Annotated in this window: 20 protein-coding genes; 12 read left to right on the top strand and 8 right to left on the bottom strand. The window is 54.1% G+C overall.

Annotated elements, in window-relative coordinates:
* Positions 1 to 8 precede the first annotated feature (8 nt).
* From E6C51_RS17840 to E6C51_RS17855, 4 genes are all read right to left on the bottom strand, one after another.
* Positions 9 to 1,955: a MacB family efflux pump subunit gene (locus E6C51_RS17840; protein WP_190236982.1), complete on the bottom strand. Its 1,947-nt coding sequence runs from the start codon at positions 1,953 to 1,955 to the stop codon at positions 9 to 11.
* A gap of 1 nt (position 1,956) precedes the next feature.
* Positions 1,957 to 3,159, bottom strand: a complete 1,203-nt coding sequence (locus E6C51_RS17845; RefSeq protein ID WP_190236983.1) for an efflux RND transporter periplasmic adaptor subunit — start codon at positions 3,157 to 3,159, stop codon at positions 1,957 to 1,959.
* Positions 3,160 to 3,263: 104 nt separating this feature from the next.
* On the bottom strand, positions 3,264 to 3,689 hold the full coding sequence (locus E6C51_RS17850) for a SufE family protein (RefSeq protein WP_146937019.1): 426 nt from the start codon (positions 3,687 to 3,689) through the stop codon (positions 3,264 to 3,266).
* Positions 3,690 to 3,890: 201 nt separating this feature from the next.
* On the bottom strand, positions 3,891 to 4,352 hold the full coding sequence (locus E6C51_RS17855) for a DUF5330 domain-containing protein (RefSeq protein ID WP_190236984.1): 462 nt from the start codon (positions 4,350 to 4,352) through the stop codon (positions 3,891 to 3,893).
* 442 nt (positions 4,353 to 4,794) lie between these two features.
* Here E6C51_RS17855 and E6C51_RS17860 point away from each other — a divergent pair, with 442 nt between their 5' ends.
* The 7 genes from E6C51_RS17860 to E6C51_RS17890 all read left to right on the top strand — a co-directional run bounded on the left by E6C51_RS17860 (position 4,795) and on the right by E6C51_RS17890 (position 11,970).
* Entirely contained in the window at positions 4,795 to 6,417 is a 1,623-nt protein-coding gene (locus E6C51_RS17860; RefSeq protein ID WP_190236985.1) for a sensor histidine kinase, read from the top strand.
* Entirely contained in the window at positions 6,386 to 7,459 is a 1,074-nt protein-coding gene (locus E6C51_RS17865; protein WP_190236986.1) for a peptidoglycan-binding domain-containing protein, read from the top strand. Before E6C51_RS17860 ends, E6C51_RS17865 begins: the two co-directional genes overlap by 32 nt.
* Positions 7,460 to 7,661: 202 nt before the next feature.
* On the top strand, positions 7,662 to 9,800 hold the full coding sequence (locus tag E6C51_RS17870; RefSeq protein ID WP_190236987.1) for a type VI secretion system Vgr family protein: 2,139 nt from the start codon (positions 7,662 to 7,664) through the stop codon (positions 9,798 to 9,800).
* Positions 9,800 to 10,744 carry a hypothetical protein gene (locus E6C51_RS17875; RefSeq protein WP_190236988.1) on the top strand — a complete coding sequence of 315 codons (945 nt, stop codon included), beginning with the start codon at positions 9,800 to 9,802 and terminating at the stop codon, positions 10,742 to 10,744. The genes E6C51_RS17870 and E6C51_RS17875 overlap by 1 nt, the downstream gene beginning before the upstream one ends.
* On the top strand, positions 10,741 to 11,187 hold the full coding sequence (locus E6C51_RS17880; protein WP_190236989.1) for a hypothetical protein: 447 nt from the start codon (positions 10,741 to 10,743) through the stop codon (positions 11,185 to 11,187). Before E6C51_RS17875 ends, E6C51_RS17880 begins: the two co-directional genes overlap by 4 nt.
* 73 nt (positions 11,188 to 11,260) lie before the next feature.
* On the top strand, positions 11,261 to 11,566 hold the full coding sequence (locus E6C51_RS17885; RefSeq protein WP_190236990.1) for a PAAR domain-containing protein: 306 nt from the start codon (positions 11,261 to 11,263) through the stop codon (positions 11,564 to 11,566).
* Between the two features lie 62 nt (positions 11,567 to 11,628).
* Positions 11,629 to 11,970, top strand: a complete 342-nt coding sequence (locus E6C51_RS17890) for a DUF1491 family protein (RefSeq protein ID WP_190236991.1) — start codon at positions 11,629 to 11,631, stop codon at positions 11,968 to 11,970.
* Between the two features lie 16 nt (positions 11,971 to 11,986).
* Here the strand turns inward: E6C51_RS17890 and E6C51_RS17895 are convergent, their stop codons facing one another.
* Positions 11,987 to 13,015: a DUF2336 domain-containing protein gene (locus tag E6C51_RS17895; RefSeq protein ID WP_190236992.1), complete on the bottom strand. Its 1,029-nt coding sequence runs from the start codon at positions 13,013 to 13,015 to the stop codon at positions 11,987 to 11,989.
* A 366-nt stretch (positions 13,016 to 13,381) separates the two neighbouring features.
* Here E6C51_RS17895 and E6C51_RS17900 point away from each other — a divergent pair, with 366 nt between their 5' ends.
* On the top strand, positions 13,382 to 13,570 hold the full coding sequence (locus E6C51_RS17900) for a hypothetical protein (RefSeq protein WP_075637622.1): 189 nt from the start codon (positions 13,382 to 13,384) through the stop codon (positions 13,568 to 13,570).
* Positions 13,571 to 13,589: 19 nt separating this feature from the next.
* Here the strand turns inward: E6C51_RS17900 and E6C51_RS17905 are convergent, their stop codons facing one another.
* Together E6C51_RS17905 and E6C51_RS17910 are read right to left on the bottom strand one after the other, a co-directional pair.
* Positions 13,590 to 14,138: a DUF1254 domain-containing protein gene (locus tag E6C51_RS17905; protein ID WP_146936997.1), complete on the bottom strand. Its 549-nt coding sequence runs from the start codon at positions 14,136 to 14,138 to the stop codon at positions 13,590 to 13,592.
* Entirely contained in the window at positions 14,131 to 14,721 is a 591-nt protein-coding gene (locus E6C51_RS17910) for a DUF1214 domain-containing protein (RefSeq protein WP_190236993.1), read from the bottom strand. Before E6C51_RS17910 ends, E6C51_RS17905 begins: the two co-directional genes overlap by 8 nt.
* Positions 14,722 to 14,878: 157 nt before the next feature.
* Between E6C51_RS17910 and E6C51_RS17915 the strand changes: the two genes are divergently transcribed.
* Positions 14,879 to 15,028: a hypothetical protein gene (locus tag E6C51_RS17915; RefSeq protein WP_186827821.1), complete on the top strand. Its 150-nt coding sequence runs from the start codon at positions 14,879 to 14,881 to the stop codon at positions 15,026 to 15,028.
* Here the strand turns inward: E6C51_RS17915 and E6C51_RS17920 are convergent.
* Positions 15,021 to 17,129 carry a transglycosylase domain-containing protein gene (locus E6C51_RS17920; RefSeq protein ID WP_190236994.1) on the bottom strand — a complete coding sequence of 703 codons (2,109 nt, stop codon included), beginning with the start codon at positions 17,127 to 17,129 and terminating at the stop codon, positions 15,021 to 15,023. The genes E6C51_RS17915 and E6C51_RS17920 overlap by 8 nt on opposite strands.
* A 218-nt stretch (positions 17,130 to 17,347) precedes the next feature.
* Here E6C51_RS17920 and E6C51_RS17925 point away from each other — a divergent pair, with 218 nt between their 5' ends.
* The 3 genes from E6C51_RS17925 to E6C51_RS17935 all read left to right on the top strand — a co-directional run bounded on the left by E6C51_RS17925 (position 17,348) and on the right by E6C51_RS17935 (position 18,987).
* Positions 17,348 to 17,818, top strand: coding sequence for a YcgN family cysteine cluster protein (locus E6C51_RS17925; protein ID WP_146936991.1), 471 nt, complete (start codon positions 17,348 to 17,350; stop codon positions 17,816 to 17,818).
* 365 nt (positions 17,819 to 18,183) lie between these two features.
* Entirely contained in the window at positions 18,184 to 18,633 is a 450-nt protein-coding gene (gene cueR, locus E6C51_RS17930; RefSeq protein WP_146936989.1) for a Cu(I)-responsive transcriptional regulator, read from the top strand.
* Positions 18,634 to 18,786: 153 nt separating this feature from the next.
* Positions 18,787 to 18,987: a heavy-metal-associated domain-containing protein gene (locus tag E6C51_RS17935; protein WP_190236995.1), complete on the top strand. Its 201-nt coding sequence runs from the start codon at positions 18,787 to 18,789 to the stop codon at positions 18,985 to 18,987.
* The last annotated feature ends 402 nt before the right edge of the window (positions 18,988 to 19,389 follow it).

Consider the following 19,389-nt stretch of genomic DNA (forward strand, 5'->3'; position numbering starts at 1 on the left):
ATCCCATCTCAATCTTTTGAGAGCGCCACCACCGGATCCAGCCGGGATGCATTGCGGGCGGGCATGAAGCCGAACACAAGGCCGATCAGGCATGAGCAGGTAAAGGCGGCGACCATGGAGGTGGTGGAATAGAGCAGAGCAAAATCCTGGGTGAGCAGTGAAAACAAAAAGCCAAAAGACAGCGCAAGCCCGATGCCAAGACTGCCACCAATCAGGCAGACCAGCACCGCCTCGATCAGGAATTGCTGCAAAATATCCTGCCGTCTGGCACCCACCGCCATGCGCACACCAATTTCACCGACCCGTTCAGAGACCGACACCAGCATGATGTTCATCACCCCAATGCCGCCGACAATCAGCGAAATCACCGCAATGGCCGCCACCAGCAGGGTCAGCGTATTGGTGGTGCTGGTAATGGTTTTGCGAATGTCATCGGTGTTGAGAATGAAGAAATCCTGCTCGCCATGGCGGTTGGTGAGGAAACTGGTGACGGCGGTGTTGGCAACCGCAGAATCGACATTGTCGGCCAGCCGCACTGTCACAGATCGCAAGGACAAATCGCCCAAAAACCGCGCCTGCACGCTGCTATAGGGCAGATAGACCTGCAAATTGGAGCTGGAGCCAAAGCCGCCTTGCTGCTTGGCAATCACGCCAATGATGCGCACCGGCACTTTGCCCAAAAACACGGTTTGGCCCAGCGCGTCGGCATAATTGCTGCCAAACAGGCTATCTGCCGCGGTTTGGTCAATCACCGCATCCTGGCTCATATTGGCCACGGCTTCGCTATCGAAAAACCGACCGGCCAGCAATTTCGAGCCTTTGACGTCAAAATATTGCGCACCAACCCCATTGATCAGCGCATTGGCAACGGTTGCGCCAAACCGCACCGTGCCAGAGGTGGATACGGTGGGGGTGACGGCGGACACATAGGGCAGATTACCAAGGGCATTGGCATCCGCCACTTTCAGTGTGGTGATTTTGCCGGAGCGCACATCGCCAAAGCTTTTGCCGGGAAAAATCTCCAGCGTGTTGGTGCCCAGACTGTTGATATCGGCCAGCACTTTCTGCTGTGTACCTGCCCCCAGCGCCACCACGCAGACCACCGAGGCAATGCCAATGACAATGCCCAGCATGGTCAAAAATGTGCGCAAGCGGTGCGACGCCAAGGCCCGCAAGGCCATGACAAAGGCCTCACCAAAGCGATCAAACCATGGAAAGCGTTGAATGCGGGCAGGGGGCTGCTCTGGTGCTTCGCGGATCAGTTTTGGCTTGTCCTGCCGACGGTCATCAATAATCTCGCCATCGGCAATTTCAATCACCCGCTCGGCCCGCGCTGCCACATTGGCATCATGGGTGACAATGATAATGGTGCGGCCTTCGGCGTGTAATTCATCGAGAATGCGCAGCACTTCCTCGCCGCTTTGCTTGTCGAGCGCGCCGGTTGGCTCGTCGGCCAAAATCACTTCGCCACCGTTGATCAGGGCGCGGGCAATGGACACCCGCTGCTGCTGACCGCCAGAAAGCTGGCCGGGGCGGTTGCGCAAGCGCTCGCCCATGCCCAGCCGCTCCAGCAATTGCCGGGCGCGGTCGCGCCGCTGGCTGGCGGCAAGGCCTGCATAAATGGCGGGAACCTCGACATTGCCCAGTGCAGAGAGATCGGACAAAAGATGATAACGTTGAAAAATAAAGCCGAAATGCTCGCGCCTCAGCCCGGAGAGCGCATCGCTATCCAACTGGTCGGTGCGCTTGCCATCGATCTCGTAAGTGCCAGCATTGGGACGGTCCAGCAGGCCCAGAATATTCATCAAGGTCGATTTGCCCGAGCCGGACGGCCCGATAATCGACACCATCTCACCGCGCTCAATGGTGAGGTTGACGTTCTTCAAAACCGCCAGCTCTTGCTCGCCAGCGCGATAGATGCGGGAAATGCCCTTCAGCTCAATCAGTGCGCCCATGCTACAGCCTCATGGGCGATCGACCGCCGCGTCTGCCGCTGCCGTCGGTGGCGGTGGAGGAATCGCCAATCACCACCCGGTCGCCCTCGCTCAATCCCGATTTGATCTCGGCATTGGTGCCATCATTGAGGCCAATCTCCACGGTTTTGGTGGAAATTTCATCGGCGGCATTGGCCACCCGCAGCGTGACCTTGCCGGTTTTGGTGGCGTTTGGCAGCGCCGAGGATGAGATAACCAGCACGTCCTTGGCCTGTCCCAGCACAATATGAACTTCCGCTGTCATATAGGTGCGAAAATACCCATCGGTATTATCAACCGGAAACACGCCATTGTAATAAATTGCCGAAGTAGAGGCGGAAGACGTGGTGGAGCTTGATGATGTCACGCTGCTGTCGCTGGTGATAGAAGCCGGTGCTGGCTCAATTGATTGCAACACGGCATTGAAGCGCCTGGATGGATCGCCGAGAATATTGAAATAGACCGGCTGTCCGGGCTTGACCCGCACCACATCGGCCTCGGAAATCTCGGCGCGGACAATCATCTTGTCCAATTGACCAAGAATTACAATTGTCGGGGCCGATTGGGTGGCATTCACGGTCTGGCCCTGTTGGTTGACAATGGCCAGCACCGTGCCATCCATCGGCGCGGTGATGCGGGTATAGCCCAGGTTGGCCTGGGCGGTTTCCACCGCCACTTCGGCCTCGATAATCTGCGCATCCAGCGCGTCGATCTGGGCTTTTGTCTGGTCCAATGCTGCTTGCGCGCTATCAACATCGGCCTGCTTGCCGGAATTATTGGCCAAAAGGCTTTGCTGGCGCTCCAGCGTCAGCCGGGCATTGACCAGCGTTGCCTGCGCTTCGGCCTTCTGCGCCTTGACATTGGCAAGGGCCGCCTTGGATGTGCGCAGATTGTTTTGCTGGGTCACCGAGTCAATTTCGGCCACCAGGTCGTTTTTCTTGATCGTATCGCCAATCTTGACATGCACAGCCGTAATGCGGCCCGACACCTGCGCACCCACCGCCACCAGCCGCGAGGGCTTGAAAATGCCGGTGGCAAGCACCGTTTGCTCAATATTGCCGCGCTTGACGGTTGCGGTCAAAAGATTGGTGGCGGCTGTATTATTGGAGCGCGTAGCCCAGTAAATTCCACCAGCTCCCAAAAGGAGTGCGCCGACAATGACGATTGCAAGAGTGCGCCGCTTCACGATAGACCTTTCTTATACAGCACGCTGTGCAAAGCTGAACATCACGCTGTAGTATATTGAATAGACGGCATAATATTGGCTCAACCCACAAAAGGGTTAGGGCCTTATGCGTTGGCGGCCAGCTTGCCCGCTGCTTCAGAGCGAATACGATCAATCATCGAGCGCAAACCATTGGCGCGTTGGGCAGACAGATGCTCGATCAGCCCAAGCTTGCCAAACAGCTCCAGCGCATCCATCCGCGCGACCTCAGAGGCGCGCTTGCCGGAATAGGCCGACAGCACAATGGCCACCAGCCCGCGCACAATATGGGCATCGGAATCACCCTCAAAGGTCAAAACCGGATCCGCTCCATCACCGGCCGTGGTGGCCAGCCACACCTGACTTGCACAGCCTCGGACCTTGTTGTCATCAGTGCGTTTGCTCTCAGAAAGCTCTGGCAGCGCTTTGCCCAACTCGATCACATAGCGATAGCGATCTTCCCATTCTTCTAAAAAGGCGAAATCGTCGATGATCTGGTCGATAGGCGTCATGGCTTGGGTCCGCTTTATGGTTTTATGCACCCTCATATAGGCGAGCAGCACGGCAGTTGAACACTGCAAAGCGCAAAAAAAACCGCAAAGAGCAAGCTCTTCGCGGCGTCACAAAAGGACAGAGGGGACAGTGAAGGTGCAAAAGCAGGCTGGAAACGGTGGTGAAACTTGACAAAGCAGAAAGGGAATGGCGGCGCTTGATCAATCGGCAGGCTTGACCCGTGGTCGGGGAACATTGATGACCAGAGGGTTTGATGGGCCAGCTTGTGATGCGCCAACTTGTGATGCACTGGGCTGCGACACCGTGCCGGTCACGACGTGATCGGCAGCATTTGAGGCCTCTTTGTCAGTCACAGGGGTTCCATCCGAGGGCGTTGTGCTGCCATCGCCAAAATGACGGTTGAGCAGTTGAAAGGCCACCAGCGCCCCTTCGCGTGCCCGCTCGCCAATGGCGCTGAAGGTTTGCGCGCCCTTGGCGCAGACATCAGGCTTGGTGGTGCACAGACCGCTGACATAATCATAGGCCCCCGTGGCCGCCGAGATGGCGTTGCTGAGCTGGAATTGCGATGTGGCGGTCGATTGGGCGTTCTGCGGTCCGCCGATAAACGACAGCGCCACCAGCACCAGAGTAAACCAGAACGTGCCTTTGATTAAAAACCACATCACAACTATCCGTTTTGTTCAAACACGGAACCCGTTCCGTATTCCCGGCGATGATAACCGGCTGTTGGGACACACGATATGATTCGCATCCAAATATGGCTTTGCAAAATTTGCTCAGATTTTCTGCGCATTTGTTTAAAATGCAATCTATCTGCATTTGAGGCGTATTCTATTCAAAGTTTAAGAATTGGGATTAAGCATAATTGTGGCAGAGCCCTTGTCTTCCACAGGCTTTGCAGGTGTTGTCACGCCATAAATGTTAACAAAATAGAGAAAAACACGCAAAATCCATCGCTTACGTGCCGTTAACCATGTTTTCGAAAGCTTGCCGAACCTGTATCAGAACAGGCCGAAACCGCCCCTTTTCGACGGCTTTTGGCTTTGTGCTTTATCTTTTCCTTAAGGCGGCGACCTCTATTGTTGCCTAAACATTGAGGACCGCATGTTGCGGAAGTTTCGAGTGCAGGTATTGAGCAAAATCACCGATTGGGCAGAGACATTTGTCGATGAAGCGGTCACCCGCAAAGTGGCCCGCATTGTCGTGAGTGCAGAGCCTTCACACGCGGAGATTGTGGCGACGCGCCGTGTTATCATGACGTGCCTGCCAGCTCTGGTGCTATTGCCGCTTGGCCTGTCTTTTCTGCAAGGGGCGGCTGTGGCTTTGCCACTTGGTTTTGCCATAGTCTTTGCCATTTTTCTTGTGGCCCTGCTGGCCAGCCTGCGCATGGTGCGCCCATCTCCGTTGAACAATCAGGAAGAAACCCCTCATACGCCTGCGCCGGCCATGGTCGATCTTGGGCTATTTCCGGGTCTTGCGCTGGAGCTGGACGGGCAGGCCTGCGTATTGCGGATGGGGGGGCGCGATGTTGAAAGCTTCTTGCCCGCGCTGCGCGATCCGCTTGGCCGCACGTTCATTGATCAGGTGCATGTCACTGATCGCATCGCCTTTGTGCGCGCCTTTGATTCCTTGCGCCAGGGCGATGACCGTATGCGCCTATCTTTACGCCTTGGCCGTCCGCAAGCGGATGATATGTCGGATGATGTGCCGGGCACGCTGATGGCGGTGTCGCTGGATATGGCGGGCAGCCGTGATGCCGATGGCCGTCTTGCCAGTGTGCTTGTGCAGGTGCTGGATTGCACGCATGAGCAGGACATGGCCGAGCAACTCGTGCGTCTTGAGGCCGATCTGCAAAACGCCCATGAAATGAAAAGCCGCTTTTTGGCCGCCGCCAGCCATGAACTGCGCACGCCGCTGAATGCCATTCTTGGCTTTTCGGATATTCTGATGGGTGATTATTTTGGCAGGATGGAAGATGAGCGCCATCGTGAATATGTGCGTCTGATCCGTCAATCCGGTGGGCATTTGCTCTCTGTCGTCAACAGCATGTTGGACATGTGCCGCATTGAAGCCGGGCGCTATGAGCTGCTGGTGGAGCCATTCACACTATCGGAAACCATTCACGATTGCGAAAAAATGCTGGCGTTGCAGGCGCGCGAAAAGGGCGTGCGCTTGACCAGCCGCATTGGTCGCAACGTCGGTGAATTGCATGCCGACCCACGCGCCGTGCGTCAAATTTTGATCAATCTTGTTGGTAATGCTATCAAATTCACCGAAGCGGGTGGCGTTATCACTGTGGATGCGGCACGATCAGAGCAGAATTTGTTGATCTCGGTCAGCGACACGGGCATTGGTATCGAGGAAGATAAAATCCGCACATTGGGTGAGCCCTTTGTGCAAGTGCAGAGTGATTACAATCGCCAATATGATGGCGTTGGGCTGGGCCTGTCTCTGGTCAAGGGCTTAGTGGCACTGCATGGTGGTGAGTTTAAAATTTCGAGCCGCCACGGTGAAGGCACCTTGGTTGAAATTAGCCTGCCGATTGACGGATCAGGCGTTTCGCGGATCGAAGCGACGGGTGAAAGCCAGCATATCGAATTTCCGCCACGCTTGCAGGCAAGCATGGTCAACACAGGCCAACAGAGCGAGAATTGCTCGACCTTTGGCGCTCAGGAAGGCCCTAGGAAAGGATTGAATGGCGACGCGAAAGCGAAAATTGCCGGATAAAAGAAAGTCCGCTCGAAAGGAGCCGGGCTTTTTCGTCTTGGCCGCTAAAGCGTCCATGCGCATTGTTGCGCGCAATCCCAGTGTGGTGATGTGCACATTGGGCTTTGTAGTGGTGTTGGGTTGCGTCACCGCCAATGCATTCTGGTATCAGCCGGGGCGTCATCCATCGCCAATTTTGCGCACGCGCGATCCGCATGATTTTTCGGCCATGCTGGGCTTTAACACATCCCCCGCCATCAAGCCGCATCCTGATGATGTGACAACATTTTTGATCCAGCGGCAGGACACCAGCGCCCCGCCTGTGGCACCACCAGCACCTCAACAGGTCCAACAGCAAGCCCAGCCACAAGTGCAGCAATTGGCTCCACCTGCGGTATCCGATGATTCCCAGACCATTCTGTCAATCCAGAGCCAGCTGGCGCGTCTCGGCTTCTACAATGGCCCGCTGAACGGGCGGCGCGATGCCCAAACGGATGCGGCCATTCAGGCCTATCAGCAGCAGGTTGGCCTGACGGCAACAGCCCAGCCAAGCGACGACCTGTTGAACGTCCTGGCCGCAGACAATGGCGCAAGCAATGCGCCCACCGCGGTGCCCGTTGCTGCGACAGTGCATCCGCTGGAGCGGCCCACGATGGTGGCATCGTCCGGTGAGGAAGCTCTTGATCCGGTGGCCGCCGCCATTCGCAACGCTGAGAAAAACGGCGCAACGCCACCCGCCACCAAGGCTTCCATGCGTACGGTGGCGGCCCCTGTGCCAAGGGTGCCTGTGGGGGAGGCTGTAAATCGGGAAATAGCCAGTCGGGATCACGCCGGCCATGCCATGCCCCCGCAGCCCGTGGGGTCAACCGCAGGACCGGCGCTGGTGATGGACATCCAGCGCGGCCTGATCAATGTTTCCTACACCGGTATCACTGTTGACGGGGTTGTCGGCGAAAAAACCAAAGCCGCTATCCGTCATTTCCAACGCCATTATCGCCTGCCAGAAACGGGCGAGCCAGATATGGCCGTGCTCAAAACACTGAAATCCATCGGCGCGCTCTAAATTTTTCTCTTGAAATAGCAAATACCCGCCCTAATTGCAGTCTATACGCATGCGCGACGGTGTTTCACTCTTACAGACCCGTGCGCCCTATTTGGTGCATAAAGGACGCTGTAACACGCTTAATGTGCTGCATATTTCTGAAATCCACTCCGATTTCAGGGTTTATGCAGTGGGTGGTTCATCCCTAGCATTTGGGGGATTTATGGACGATATTTTAGAGATCGATTTTGTTCAGGCCAGCCGAGTTTTAAAATTATCCTCACCGCTGGGTGACGATAAATTGCTGCCGGAACGCATGGTGATTGAAGAGGGCGTCAACCGGCTGTTTGAAATCACCCTTCATGTGCGGGCCAAGCGCGAAGAGGTGAAGCCAGAGGAATTGATTGGCCATCTTGTTGATGTCTCGCTGGAAATCCGCCAGGGCGAGTTTGACGAAGAAGGGGTGCGGCGTCCGTTCAACGGTCTGGTGACCGATCTGGAGGAGGGGCCGCCCGTCACACGGGGCTTGCGCTCCTACACGCTCACCATCCGCCCGCAAATGTGGCTGCTGTCGCGCCGGTCTGATTGCCGCATCTGGCAGGATATGACCTCCATTCAGGTGCTGCAAACGCTGTTTTCCGAACATGGCTTGCCGAATCCGGACATTGGCTTTTTGCAAAACAAACCACCGGCCCAGCACTATTCGGTGCAATGGAACGAGACCGATCTGGACTACCTGCTGCGCAGGCTGGAAGAAGATGGCATTTTCTTCTGGTTTCTCCATGAAAAGGGCGTGCACCGCCTGCGCGTGACCGATCACCAGATTGCCTGGAGCGATCCATCGGCAAGCGCTGAGGGCGAAATGAATATACGGCTTGCGCAAGGCTCCAGCGATCGCAACCACATCACCGATTGGGTGCGCCGCTTTCGCTACATCCCCGGTCAGCGCGTGGATGCCGACTGGAATTTCGAGACGCCTAGTTTCATTCCAGAGCGCAAAACCCAATCGAATGTGCTAATGCCGGGTGCTGTGAAGCGAGAGCTTTATGAATACCCGGCCCGTGTTGCGGATGATAAGGAAGCGGAGCGGGCAGGCAAGCTGCGGGCGCAGGCCTCAGAGGCAGAGCATGAGCGTGTGACGGGGAAGTCCACCGTGCGGGTGCTGGAGCCGGGGCGCAAGTTCAAGCCCTATGAGGAGCCAAACCCGGATCGTGTGTTTGAAGAACACGTCATCACCTACATCCGCCACGAGGCTGTGGATCGGTCCTATGAGACAACAGAAAACGAGCCGGAATATACCAACCGGTTTGAAGCCATTCCCGCCCGCATTCCGTTCACCCCACACCGCACCACGAAACGCCCACGGATAGAAGGTGCGCAAGTTGGCATTGTTGCTGGCCCGGAAGGCGAAGAAATCCACCCCGACAAATACGGTCGCATCAAAGTCTGGTTCCCCTGGGACCGCCGCGCCAAAAAGGACGGCACGGACACCTGCTGGATCCGCGTCTCCCAAAGCTGGGCCGGTGGCCTCTGGGGCAGTCAGGTCATCCCTCGCATCGGCATGGAAGTGATGGTGGCCTATATTGATGGCGACCCGGACCGGCCATTGGTGACGGGTGTGGTGCCCAATCCGCTGAACCCCGTGCCGTATGATTTGCCTGCGAATAAGACCAAGAGCGTGTTTCGGACCAATACGCATAAGGGCAAGTCGGCACAGAAGTTTAACGAGTTGACGTTTGAGGACGAGGCTGGGCGCGAGGAGATATTTCTGCACGCGCAGAAGGACAGAAATGAAATAATAAACAATGATGAAACAAAACTTGTGAGGAAAGATACCGTGCATAGACACGAGGGCTTCAAAAGCGTTTCAATCGGGAAAGACTATACCTCTTATGTCGGCAATGTAAAATCAACGAATGTGTATGGAAACTATAATATATCGGTAGGGCAAGCTTTTTCAGGTAGCTATATTTTTGAGCAGTTAATTTCTCCATTTTTTAAAGTTAGCGATAACCTGAAGCGCATACATCTGAGTAAAAGCCTGTCGCTCGGCGAAGGGATGATGAATGTAATGGTCCAAAATGATAAAATTGAGACTATAGGTCGTTCGGATCTCAAGGTAATTGGATCCTTCTCTCACCAAATTGTTGGAGGTATTCGAAGAGAGGAAGTTGGTGAAGATTATGTACTATCTATTGGGAATAACTTTCACGAAGCAGTTGCTGAGATTAGATCAATAAAATCTGGTGAACGTATCGATATTATTTGCGGAAAATCTCGTATAATATTAGAGCAAAATGGAAGTGTTACTATAGAAGGAGTGACGGTAAAAATTATAGGTGATAGGGTGGACATAAACTAATGGAAAACATTCTTGATAGGTCTCAGCCAACTCCAAATGGGCCACTTTCGTATCAGTCCGGAGCAAAAGACAGAATTCAGCTTGTTGAAAGCAGCCCTAATTCTATCCCAAGGCCGCCACGTCTCATAAGTCCTGATAACGAGGCTAAATCTCAATATGTCAGTGAAGCATTAACGGCTGAAGAAAAAAAGAAACTAAAAAATGCAGCAGAGAACATGATTAATGTCCTTGTTTGGGGCGGTAGATATAAGATGGGGTGGTCAAACTCTGCTTCAGATAACCTTTCCCATTATGTTGATGGTGGGGGTACAAAAAAGGTGCTTACACAAGATGAGATATCTAAACTAAAACGAGACGGACAAGATTTTTCTAAGCGCAGTGATGGAAATTTGTTCAATTTTACGAAGCAAATTTATGAGGATTTTGCATCTGGAAGTAAAACATTCCAAGGATACATTTCATTAAATCCAGAAAGTAAATCTATAAACAAAAATTGGTTTGGCGCATCCACAAAACAAGGTACAGAAATGTTTTATGCGATGGGTGGTTTTTCGTATGCGTTTGGTGCCATTGCGCAGCGCAAAGAGTGGAACGGACAGCCTATTGTTGAAATTAGAACGAAAGTATATATTTACGATAGATATAATTGGGACAGAAATAAAATGGTCACTGTGCCAAAAGCTGAAACTGATATAGCTAACAAAGTCATCAATTTGGGCGGTGGTAGCTTTGATGTCCTCGAGGATACTACATTTCCATTCCCAGATGGAGGAATTGCTAATTACTTAGGTGAAACTACTGGACGGAATGGTGAAAAAGAATATGTCATAACCGATGCGCTTCCTGGTATTCTTACAAGCCTAGGTAATGCTGGGGCTTATGATATAGTAGGTGAGGGGCCAGAAATAGTACAAAAATATATTTTAACGGAAATTGCAAAATGAAATTAAAAATATTTCTCATATTTTTTGTTTTTATTTTGTTGTTGGTGGCTGTCTATCTCTTAGGCCGGAAGCTAAGTGACTCAGGAGAAAATATGACTATAATACGCAAACCGCCTTCCAAATCAGATATTTTGAACCTAATCGACGACGATTTTGGACGTCAATTTTTTTCCAAATTGAAACTTGAATATGCAAAAGATTTAGGCGCTCAAGACAGTGCAATCGAATCTAAATGGTGCGGTGCGGCTAAGGATTCCGCATATAATTTATTTGAACGGGGACTCTTCGATAGGGTCAGCAGCGACAACTTTATTAGTATGCCATCGCCAATTTCTGAGCGATTTGACATATATGGTGTTCGCTCTCTTGGTTATCGTGATCTAGGTGTTGCGTTTAAAGAAGGTTCTGAATGTATAAATTTGTATGTTATTGATAATCAGTAATAAAGTACAGTTACGGAGTTAGAGTGCGCGTCAATCGCTGAGAGATCATCGACGAAAATACAAGGAAAAGATCATGCCCGCCATCACCCGCCTTGGAGATATAGGTTCCGGCCACGCCTGCCATTTTCCACCCACGACCGCTGTTGAAGCCAGCGGTGATGTGTTTATCAATGGTCGCGGCGCTGTGCGGGTTGGGGATGCCTATGGGGCGCATGCCTGTTCATCCTGCCCGGAGCCAAGCCATGGTCGCGCACTCGCCGCAGGGTCGCCCACCGTGTTTATCAATGGCAAGCCAGCCGGGCGTATTGGCGATGCGATTGATTGTGGTGGTGCGGCAGATGAGGGGTCGGGGAATGTGTTTCTGGATGAGAATGCTTGAACCCCTGTTGATGGATGTTGATTTTGCCTGACAGCGTTGCCGCCTTGGGTTAAGTGATCCCCATGCGTCTTCGTTCCGATATGTTTGTGTCCGCTTTGATCCGCACCGTGTTTTCGCGCGGTGGCTATGCGGCTGTGGAGCGTAAGGGGATGGATCAGGCCGGGACGATTTTTATTCGGCAGCGGTTTCGTGATGGTTTGGAGACCCTGTTTGGTCCGGCTCCGCAAAGCCTCGTCGATGGCGAGGGGGCTCTTGATCGGCGGTTTGAGCGGCGGCTGGAGCGGGTCGAGCCTGAGGACGTGGCGGCGTTGATGGCGCGTGAAATAAAGTGGGACCCGGATCTGTGGCTGGTTGAGCTGGAAACAGATGCCATAGACGGGCTGTTTGTTGTTGAGCAGGTGTAAAGCGGCGGCTGTCGTCTTAGCCGCGATGCTGCTTCAAATAGGCAACAATATCATTCCCTTCTTCCTGGTGGGCATCTTGCTGCGGTGCTGGTGCGTCGCGGTGGCTCTGATAGGTCTTTTGGTCGGCGCGCAGCCACGCCTCAATGCGCCGTTGGCATTCGCGACCGTCCAGTGAGGCAATCAGGCGGGCAATGCGTGGCTCATTGTGTTCCAGCTCGGTCAAATGTGGATAGAAGCGGCTCAACACAAAGGTGATGTCGGGAAGGGTCATGGCAAGCCCCAAAAGGGCCGTGGCAAGCTGGCGTCCAGACAGGTCCAGCAAAATGCGCTCGGCCAGCCAGCGGCTGGAGGAGAGCGTATCAGACAAGGCAGTGGCAAAGGCGCTGGCCTCGCGCGTGCGGGCAAAGCGCACCAGCAAAGCCTCCTGCACCGGGGTAATGCTGTGCAGACCCTGCCGGTCATTTTGGGGGCGGTGCAGGTGCTGGTCCAGCGCAATCAAGGTTTGGCGCAGCGCTTCTTCACGTTTGCGCTTGGCGGCTTCGGCCACAGCGACCGTCTCTGTTTCGGTGGGGATTTCTGCAAGTTCGATTTTCTTGATGGGAGCGGGATCTTCTCGCACGGGAATGGCGCGCGGCGGTGCTTCCATCATGTCTTGAACCACGCCATCTTTCTCCTCCTGCTGATGATCCTCTTGCAGCGAAAATCGCAAGCCGACGAGCGCATCAATCATGGCCGGAGAGAGGGCTTCGCGACGGACAATGGCGCGGGTGTGGGCTTTGCCCTGGGTACGGGCCACGGTCAGCAACAGCTCGTCCGTCAGGCAGGGAGACGCGGTGAGAAAGGGGGCTGAGATTGAAATGGGTTGGCAGGCAATAAAAAATGCCACTGGCTCGGGCACATTGGGCGATTGCGAAAGGGCAGCCACCGCCGCCCGCCTTGCCTCAAGCGTTGAAGATTGAAACAGCGGTTGAAACAACAGCGCAAATTGCTTGAGATCTGCCTTGGCGGGACGCTCAATGGATTCAAAACTTGAGACAGTGGCCATCAAAACCACGTCCTTGTTCCGATCATTTCGTGTGTTTTCCAACGCCCTAAATTGATCATTCACGACATTACCCGTCCCAACGCGATACTAATTCCGTCAAGATACAGGGTAATCGTTAGCAAGCTGTTAACCATCAATGGTGTTTAATAAGAACAATCGAATAGGCCTATATATCAGGGCGTGTTTCGATTGATGATGCAATCACATGATGACAGCGCGAGATATGCCGCTGGGAAAGTCTGGAGAATGGCACAGAATGCCCAGGCAAAACCAAAGTGTTTTGATTGGGATGTGTTGGCCCTCACACGGGGGGTAGGATGAAATCGATCTCTTCATCCGTCTCAAACATTCTATTTGGAGACGAGCATGGCCGACATCGTTAGACTGAAAGATCATTTTGAGCATAAACCGGCAAAACGTCCGCCAGAGGGTGTGCAGGCGCGCATTCTGCTGTTCACCGGCGTTCGTTATGCGCGCACAGAGCCTTTGCTGATTGGTGCCGCATCGCTGACCGGCAAGCGGCCTGTGCATGATTCCCATCCCTATGAAGGGTAAGGATGATTGCAATTTTGCGTCATGAGCTGGCGATTGGCTTGCAGCTTGCGCCTTTCAAAAAAGCCTCGGCATCTGGCTTGAAACTGTCCTGCGGCACCATGGCGCGCAGCACGGCATAGCCTTTGTGCGTGGGCATTTCGACAAAGATTGTCTGGGTCAGGCTTTCTGATTGTTCGGCCCGCAAAACCGCAATTTGCGCAGGTGTTGCAGCAATAATGTCAACCTTGCCTTCCACCGATGTGCTGTCATTCATGCTGTAGGCCTCGTTGGCATTGCGATCAAACACGCCAATCGACCAGAAGGGAACCGCACCCGCAGCCGTGATGCGCACCGGATTTGCACTGACATCAAAGGCGCAGGCTGCGACTTTCAAAAACGGGTCGCTGCTGGTAAGCCCGGCTTTGTCCACCTGATTGCCAAGACTGTAAAAGCGATTGAGCGGCCCTTCAAAGGTGATGCGCGTAAATGCATCTTTGCCAGTAAAATGCGGTAGGGCCAAAATTATGATAATGTGCAGAAAAACCGCACCCATCAGGCCAATAGCAGCAGCAAACAGCACCTTAAACATTGCCGCACCCAATGCGCTCAATGCGGGGCATGGTGAGGGCAACAAGGCCCGAGTTGCCCGCCGCTGGTGTGTCCAGAAGGGTCAGATTGAGCATGATCGGGCCACCATCAGGCGCAACGGCCAGCCAATTGTTGGCCGTGGCTTTGGCGCTGATGGTGATGTCCATGCTACCCTCCGGGTTTTTCAGGGCGATGATCGAGTTCAGGGCTGTTGGCAGATCCGGTGACACCTTGAGCGGTTCACCATTGGGCCGGGTGGCGTAGAGCGTCCAGAACCGGGTCGTTGGAACGCTGCCTGAGAGCCTGTAGCGACACAGGCCGGTGAGCCGCTGGCCGCTGCTGTCGGTGGTGGCAATAAAGGTCAGCCCCTCGGCGCTGCCCAGCAGCAAACGTCCAGCACGGGCGCGGTGCGAGCGAGCGTAAGGATCGGCGGAGGCCGTTTGCGCCTCAGGAAAAGCCCGCCAGCCATCAATCGAGATTTCGCCAAAGCCAACAGTGGCATTCAGCGCCACCAATGTGGATTGAATCCCAAGGCCAAAGGCGATGACAAGAGCAAGGAGGACAAGAAGGGGAACCCTGAACACGCGCTGACTATGACCTTGTTAACACTGTTGCGACACTGACACCGCCATAAAGGCACCGCTGTAAACACCTGTCCCGGAACTGATTCTGTCATCAGAACCTGTGCCAGAATGCGATACTGCATAATCCCTCAAATCGGAATTGTTTAAGGAGAAAATTATGCAACAAATGAAAAGCGTTACGGCATCCTTTGGGCGACATATACGGAGCAAGGCGCTGCAAGGCCCTGTCACCGTGGTTGAAATGGCTCTCAATCCGCATTGCAGCAGCGTTTTGTGGGCCGAATTGGGCAAAGATGCGATCAGTTGAGTTTAAGCTCGCTTTTCGGTGCTGAAAATGGCTTGGCCTCGGTGAACATGGTGCCAATGTCGCGCAACAATGCCGTTGTTTGTACAGAGAGGCTGCGCGGCCGCACAAAGGCTGCGGTGGGCGTGTTCTGCTCCATGCCCTTGGTGGGTTTGACGGGTTTGATCACGGTGACAGCGGGCTCCAGAACACCGGGAATCGGCCGAATGGCGATGCCCTGATGCGCGTAATCCATCACGGTTTTGAAAGTCATGGCCGGCAGCGAGCCACCCGTCATATTGTTGGTGGAGGTGTAATTATCATTGCCAAACCACACGGCGGTGGTGAAATTGCCGGTAAAGCCCACAAACCACGCATCACGATAAGCCTGGGTGGTGCCGCTTTTGCCAGCGGTGAGAATGCCATCCAGCGCGGCTTTGCGCCCCGTGCCAATATAGGGCACTTTGGTCAGCATCTGGTTCATGTAATCATCGGCCTGCTGGGTCAGCACGCGGCGGGCGGGCTCGGCATCGCGCTCGAAATTATAAAGCACATTGCCGCGATAATCGAGAATTTCCTCAATGCCGTGGCGGCGCGACTGCATGCCGCCTGCGGGCAGCACAGCATAGGCGGTGGCCTGATCCAGAATGGTCACTTCGGATGTGCCGAGTGGAATGGTGGCATCCTTGCGAATGGGCGTTTCAACCCCCATCAGCTTGGCCATGCGGATGACAGAATCAATACCAAGCCGGTCTTTGACCAGCCGCACCGGAACCGTGTTGATCGATTTGGCCAGCGCCGTGGTCAGCGTCACCTTGCCCGCATAGCTGTTGCCATAATTGTGCGGGCTCCAGTTGCCCCAGCTGAGAGGGCCGTCAACAATGGTGCTGTCCGGTGTCAATCCGGCTTCCATGGCCACAGCATAAGTGTAGATCTTGAAGGACGAGCCGGGTTGGCGCAGGGCACGGGTGGCGCGGTTGAACTGGCTTTCACCATAATCACTGCCGCCCACCATGGCGCGCACAGCGCCGCCATTTTCAAGGGTCACCAGTGCGCCTTGCTTGACATTATATTGCTCGCCATAATCGCGCAGCGTGTTGTTGACTGCCGTTTCGGCCACTTTTTGCAGGCCGGGATCGATGGTGGTGCGCACAATCAGCGAGCGCTCAGGAAAGCGCGTGCCCAGTCGCTGCACTTCATCAAAGGCCCAATCCAGAAAGAAATCCGGTGATTCCTGCTCGGCGCGGTCCACCACGGTTGCCGGGTTGCGGCGTGCTGCAATCACCTGTCCTTCACTCATGAAGCCGCTTTGCACCAGATTGGTCAACACTTCATTGGCGCGGCCACGAGCGGCGGGCAAATTCACGTGGGGCGCATATTTGGCCGGTGCCTTGAACAGGCCCGCCAGCATGGCGGCTTCCGCCAGATTGATGTCGCGAACACTCTTGCCAAAGTAAAATTGCGAGGCGGCAGCCGCACCAAACGTGCCACCGCCCATATAGGCGCGGTCAAGATAGAGCGACAGGATCTCTTTTTTGGACAGGTTGGCCTCAAGCCACAGCGACAGAAAAGCTTCCTTGATCTTGCGCTCAATCGAGCGCTCATTGGTCAAAAACAGGTTTTTGGCCAATTGCTGGGTGAGGGTGGAGCCGCCTTGCACCACGCCGCCAGCTCTGGCATTCTCGCTCAAAGCTCTGAAAAGGCCAATGAAATCAATGCCAAAATGATTGAAAAAACGGCGATCCTCGGTGGCCAGCACGGCCTTGATCAAATTGTCCGGCAGGTCGTTGAAGGCCACCGAATTTTCGTGAATAATGCCGCGATGGCCAATGACATTGCCGTAGCGATCCAGAAAGGTGACGGCAAAATCGCCGCGATTGCGCCAATCTTTCACGGTTTCCTGAAAGGCGGGCATGGCCAGCGCCAGCAGCAGAACGGCTCCAACGGTGCCCCATGTCATGCATTCGCCAAGCGCTTCAAACAGCAGTTTTTTCCAGCCGCGCATTCGAAAGCGGCGAAAGAAAATGGTCAGCTCTTCCCAGAACTCACTCAGCCGAAAGCCAGCGTTCCAAAGGGTTGAATCGAGCCAAGCATCGATTTTCAGGAAAATATGCCGCTTTTTCATCGTTTCTGCGCTGTCCGTTGCACACTGCCGTTACAGGCTGGAGGCCAATCTTTATCCCACCAAGCTTTATACTGCAAAGCTTGACTTAAAATGTCTTAACGCGCATGGCGTGAACCCGTGGTTTGGGCCAAGCGCTGGCCCCTTGATGAAAATTCCAGATCGCAACCAATTTAGGCTATAGTGAGAAGAGACGCGGGACCGGCCCGCTGAGGATAGAGATGAGCAGCGAACCTTACTGGAAAACCAAAAGTCTGGCCGAGATGACCACGGTGGAGTGGGAAAATCTCTGCGACGGCTGCGGTCTCTGCTGTCTCAACAAGCTGGAGGATTGGGAAAGCGGCGAGGTGTTTTTTACCTCGGTTGCCTGCACGCTGCTGGATGGCGAAACCTGTCAGTGCAAGGATTATCCCAACCGCAAGGCAACTGTGCCCGATTGCATCCAGCTGACCCCTGATCAGGTGGAGACCCTCTCCTGGTTGCCGCCAAGCTGTGGCTATCGGCTGGTGCATGAGGGGCATGATCTTTATTGGTGGCACCCTTTGGTGTCGGGCGATCCCGATACCGTGCATCAGGCCGGAATTTCGGCCAAAGGCCGCACCGTCAGCGAGGATGATGTCTCGGTGGATGAGTTTGAAGACTATCTCTGTGATTGGCCGTTAACCGTTTTGGATGATCAGCCCAGATCATGAGTTTTGACGGCAGACTGTAAGAGTGCCAGCAGAGAATCAGTCTTCACCGTGATGTCTGTGTGGGGGTGTATGGCAAAACCGGATCGCTCGAAATTTCAGCGCCAAAGCCTGTGATTTTCCAAGCGTGGTGGTGCACAGCGGCGGCTGGGGCAAAAAATGCAGGCGGCCTTTGCTATTTTGGCGCAAAATCGCGCTATTCATTTTATATAGCTTAATTTTTATTCAATATATTGTGAAGTTGATGAATGTTTTTTAGGCTCATTCGGGTCGGATATATTGATAGTTAACACTAATTGTGGCAAAGAATTAAAAGTGCAGATTTAAGGCAATTACTATCTTTGGTTGTTGTGCAGGAAGGACGTGCAATGAATATCGGAGAGGCCGCAGCCGCATCCGGCGTTTCCGCGAAAATGATCCGTTATTATGAGGAAATCGGGCTGGTTATGCCTGAGCGGCGCACCTCTAGTAACTACCGCGTTTATGGGGATAACGAAGTACACCGCCTACGGTTTGTCCGCAGAGCGCGTACTCTTGGATTTTCGTTGGAAGAAACAGAACGACTGCTGGGACTTTGGAGCGATACCTCACGCAAGAATGATGATGTTCGTGCGGTTGCATTGGATCATCTCAAGGAGCTTGAGGAAAAGATGGAAGCCATGCGCGCCATGGCCGATACCTTGAAAAACCTTGTGGATCATTGCCAGACTGGCAATCGTCCAGAATGCCCGATTCTGGATAATCTGGCAGGCACTGCCGATCATCACACCGACACGGGCGAAGGTGTGGCTGTTTTGGAAGTTGTGCGCGGTTCATAATCTTGTGATCGTAGTCCGCCCGCTGCTGTTCGACGTTTGACTTTGTTAGCGTCACCGGTGTTCTGCGGCGGACTTTGCGCAAAAAAACAGACCTCACTGAGGAAGCCAGCATCGCAAAAAGGCGCCAATCGCCAAACAGGAGTATGTTTCCCCATGGCAGATGTCAGCGAATTTTACGTTGAAGACATGACCTGCGGTCATTGTGAGCGCGCGGTGCGTGAAGCCTTGGCGGAAAATCTGCCGGGCGCAGCCGTGACAGTTGATCTCTCCAGCCATCATGTACGGGTGGAAGGTGACGCTGAAAAGGCGCAAGCCGCCATCCGCGAGGCTGGCTACACCCCTGTTGCCGTATAATCACCCATAAATCTGCCGGTTTATCTTGGCCTGGGCGCGCTTGGCAAACTGGGTCTGTGTGTAGCGCGCTTCGGTGTGAAACGCCCTATCTGCTTTCGTATGTCCGAGAAGCGCAGGACACGACGCGAAGACTTATGAGCTTCAAAAAACCCTCCCCAACCCTTCCCACAAGGGGGAGGGAGTCTGTTGCGTCCCCTGCCAGCGCATTATTCTTCGTCATAAATCATTCAAAGCGCAACCGAGACAAAGTATTCGAGGCGCTCCCTCCCCCTTGTGGGCAGGCCTATCGCATATGGTGAATGAGCTCGAGTAGGTATTTCTCGTTCCATGCGGCCTTTTTGAGTTTTCGTCGCATGGGAACTCTTTCTGGATGCATGGTGGCAATGTTGAGTGCGAGCCGTC

It is taken from the genome of Gillisella terrae (assembly GCF_004801395.1).
Classification (GTDB): domain Bacteria; phylum Pseudomonadota; class Alphaproteobacteria; order Rhizobiales; family Rhizobiaceae; genus Allorhizobium; species Allorhizobium terrae.

Excerpts from the sequence above, each read along its gene's own strand:
- E6C51_RS17905 (WP_146936997.1), bottom strand. The coding sequence starts at position 14,138 with ATGTTTAAGGTGCTGTTTGCTGCTGCTATTGGCCTGATGGGTGCGGTT.
- E6C51_RS17860 (WP_190236985.1), top strand. The coding sequence starts at position 4,795 with ATGTTGCGGAAGTTTCGAGTGCAGGTATTGAGCAAAATCACCGATTGG.
- E6C51_RS17890 (WP_190236991.1), top strand. The coding sequence starts at position 11,629 with ATGCGTCTTCGTTCCGATATGTTTGTGTCCGCTTTGATCCGCACCGTG.
- E6C51_RS17840 (WP_190236982.1), bottom strand. The coding sequence starts at position 1,955 with ATGGGCGCACTGATTGAGCTGAAGGGCATTTCCCGCATCTATCGCGCT.
- E6C51_RS17900 (WP_075637622.1), top strand. The coding sequence starts at position 13,382 with ATGGCCGACATCGTTAGACTGAAAGATCATTTTGAGCATAAACCGGCA.
- E6C51_RS17875 (WP_190236988.1), top strand. The coding sequence starts at position 9,800 with ATGGAAAACATTCTTGATAGGTCTCAGCCAACTCCAAATGGGCCACTT.
- E6C51_RS17855 (WP_190236984.1), bottom strand. The coding sequence starts at position 4,352 with ATGTGGTTTTTAATCAAAGGCACGTTCTGGTTTACTCTGGTGCTGGTG.
- E6C51_RS17935 (WP_190236995.1), top strand. The coding sequence starts at position 18,787 with ATGGCAGATGTCAGCGAATTTTACGTTGAAGACATGACCTGCGGTCAT.
- cueR (WP_146936989.1), top strand. The coding sequence starts at position 18,184 with ATGAATATCGGAGAGGCCGCAGCCGCATCCGGCGTTTCCGCGAAAATG.
- E6C51_RS17865 (WP_190236986.1), top strand. The coding sequence starts at position 6,386 with ATGGCGACGCGAAAGCGAAAATTGCCGGATAAAAGAAAGTCCGCTCGA.
- E6C51_RS17850 (WP_146937019.1), bottom strand. The coding sequence starts at position 3,689 with ATGACGCCTATCGACCAGATCATCGACGATTTCGCCTTTTTAGAAGAA.
- E6C51_RS17885 (WP_190236990.1), top strand. The coding sequence starts at position 11,261 with ATGCCCGCCATCACCCGCCTTGGAGATATAGGTTCCGGCCACGCCTGC.
- E6C51_RS17880 (WP_190236989.1), top strand. The coding sequence starts at position 10,741 with ATGAAATTAAAAATATTTCTCATATTTTTTGTTTTTATTTTGTTGTTG.
- E6C51_RS17895 (WP_190236992.1), bottom strand. The coding sequence starts at position 13,015 with ATGGCCACTGTCTCAAGTTTTGAATCCATTGAGCGTCCCGCCAAGGCA.
- E6C51_RS17915 (WP_186827821.1), top strand. The coding sequence starts at position 14,879 with ATGCAACAAATGAAAAGCGTTACGGCATCCTTTGGGCGACATATACGG.
- E6C51_RS17925 (WP_146936991.1), top strand. The coding sequence starts at position 17,348 with ATGAGCAGCGAACCTTACTGGAAAACCAAAAGTCTGGCCGAGATGACC.
- E6C51_RS17870 (WP_190236987.1), top strand. The coding sequence starts at position 7,662 with ATGGACGATATTTTAGAGATCGATTTTGTTCAGGCCAGCCGAGTTTTA.
- E6C51_RS17920 (WP_190236994.1), bottom strand. The coding sequence starts at position 17,129 with ATGAAAAAGCGGCATATTTTCCTGAAAATCGATGCTTGGCTCGATTCA.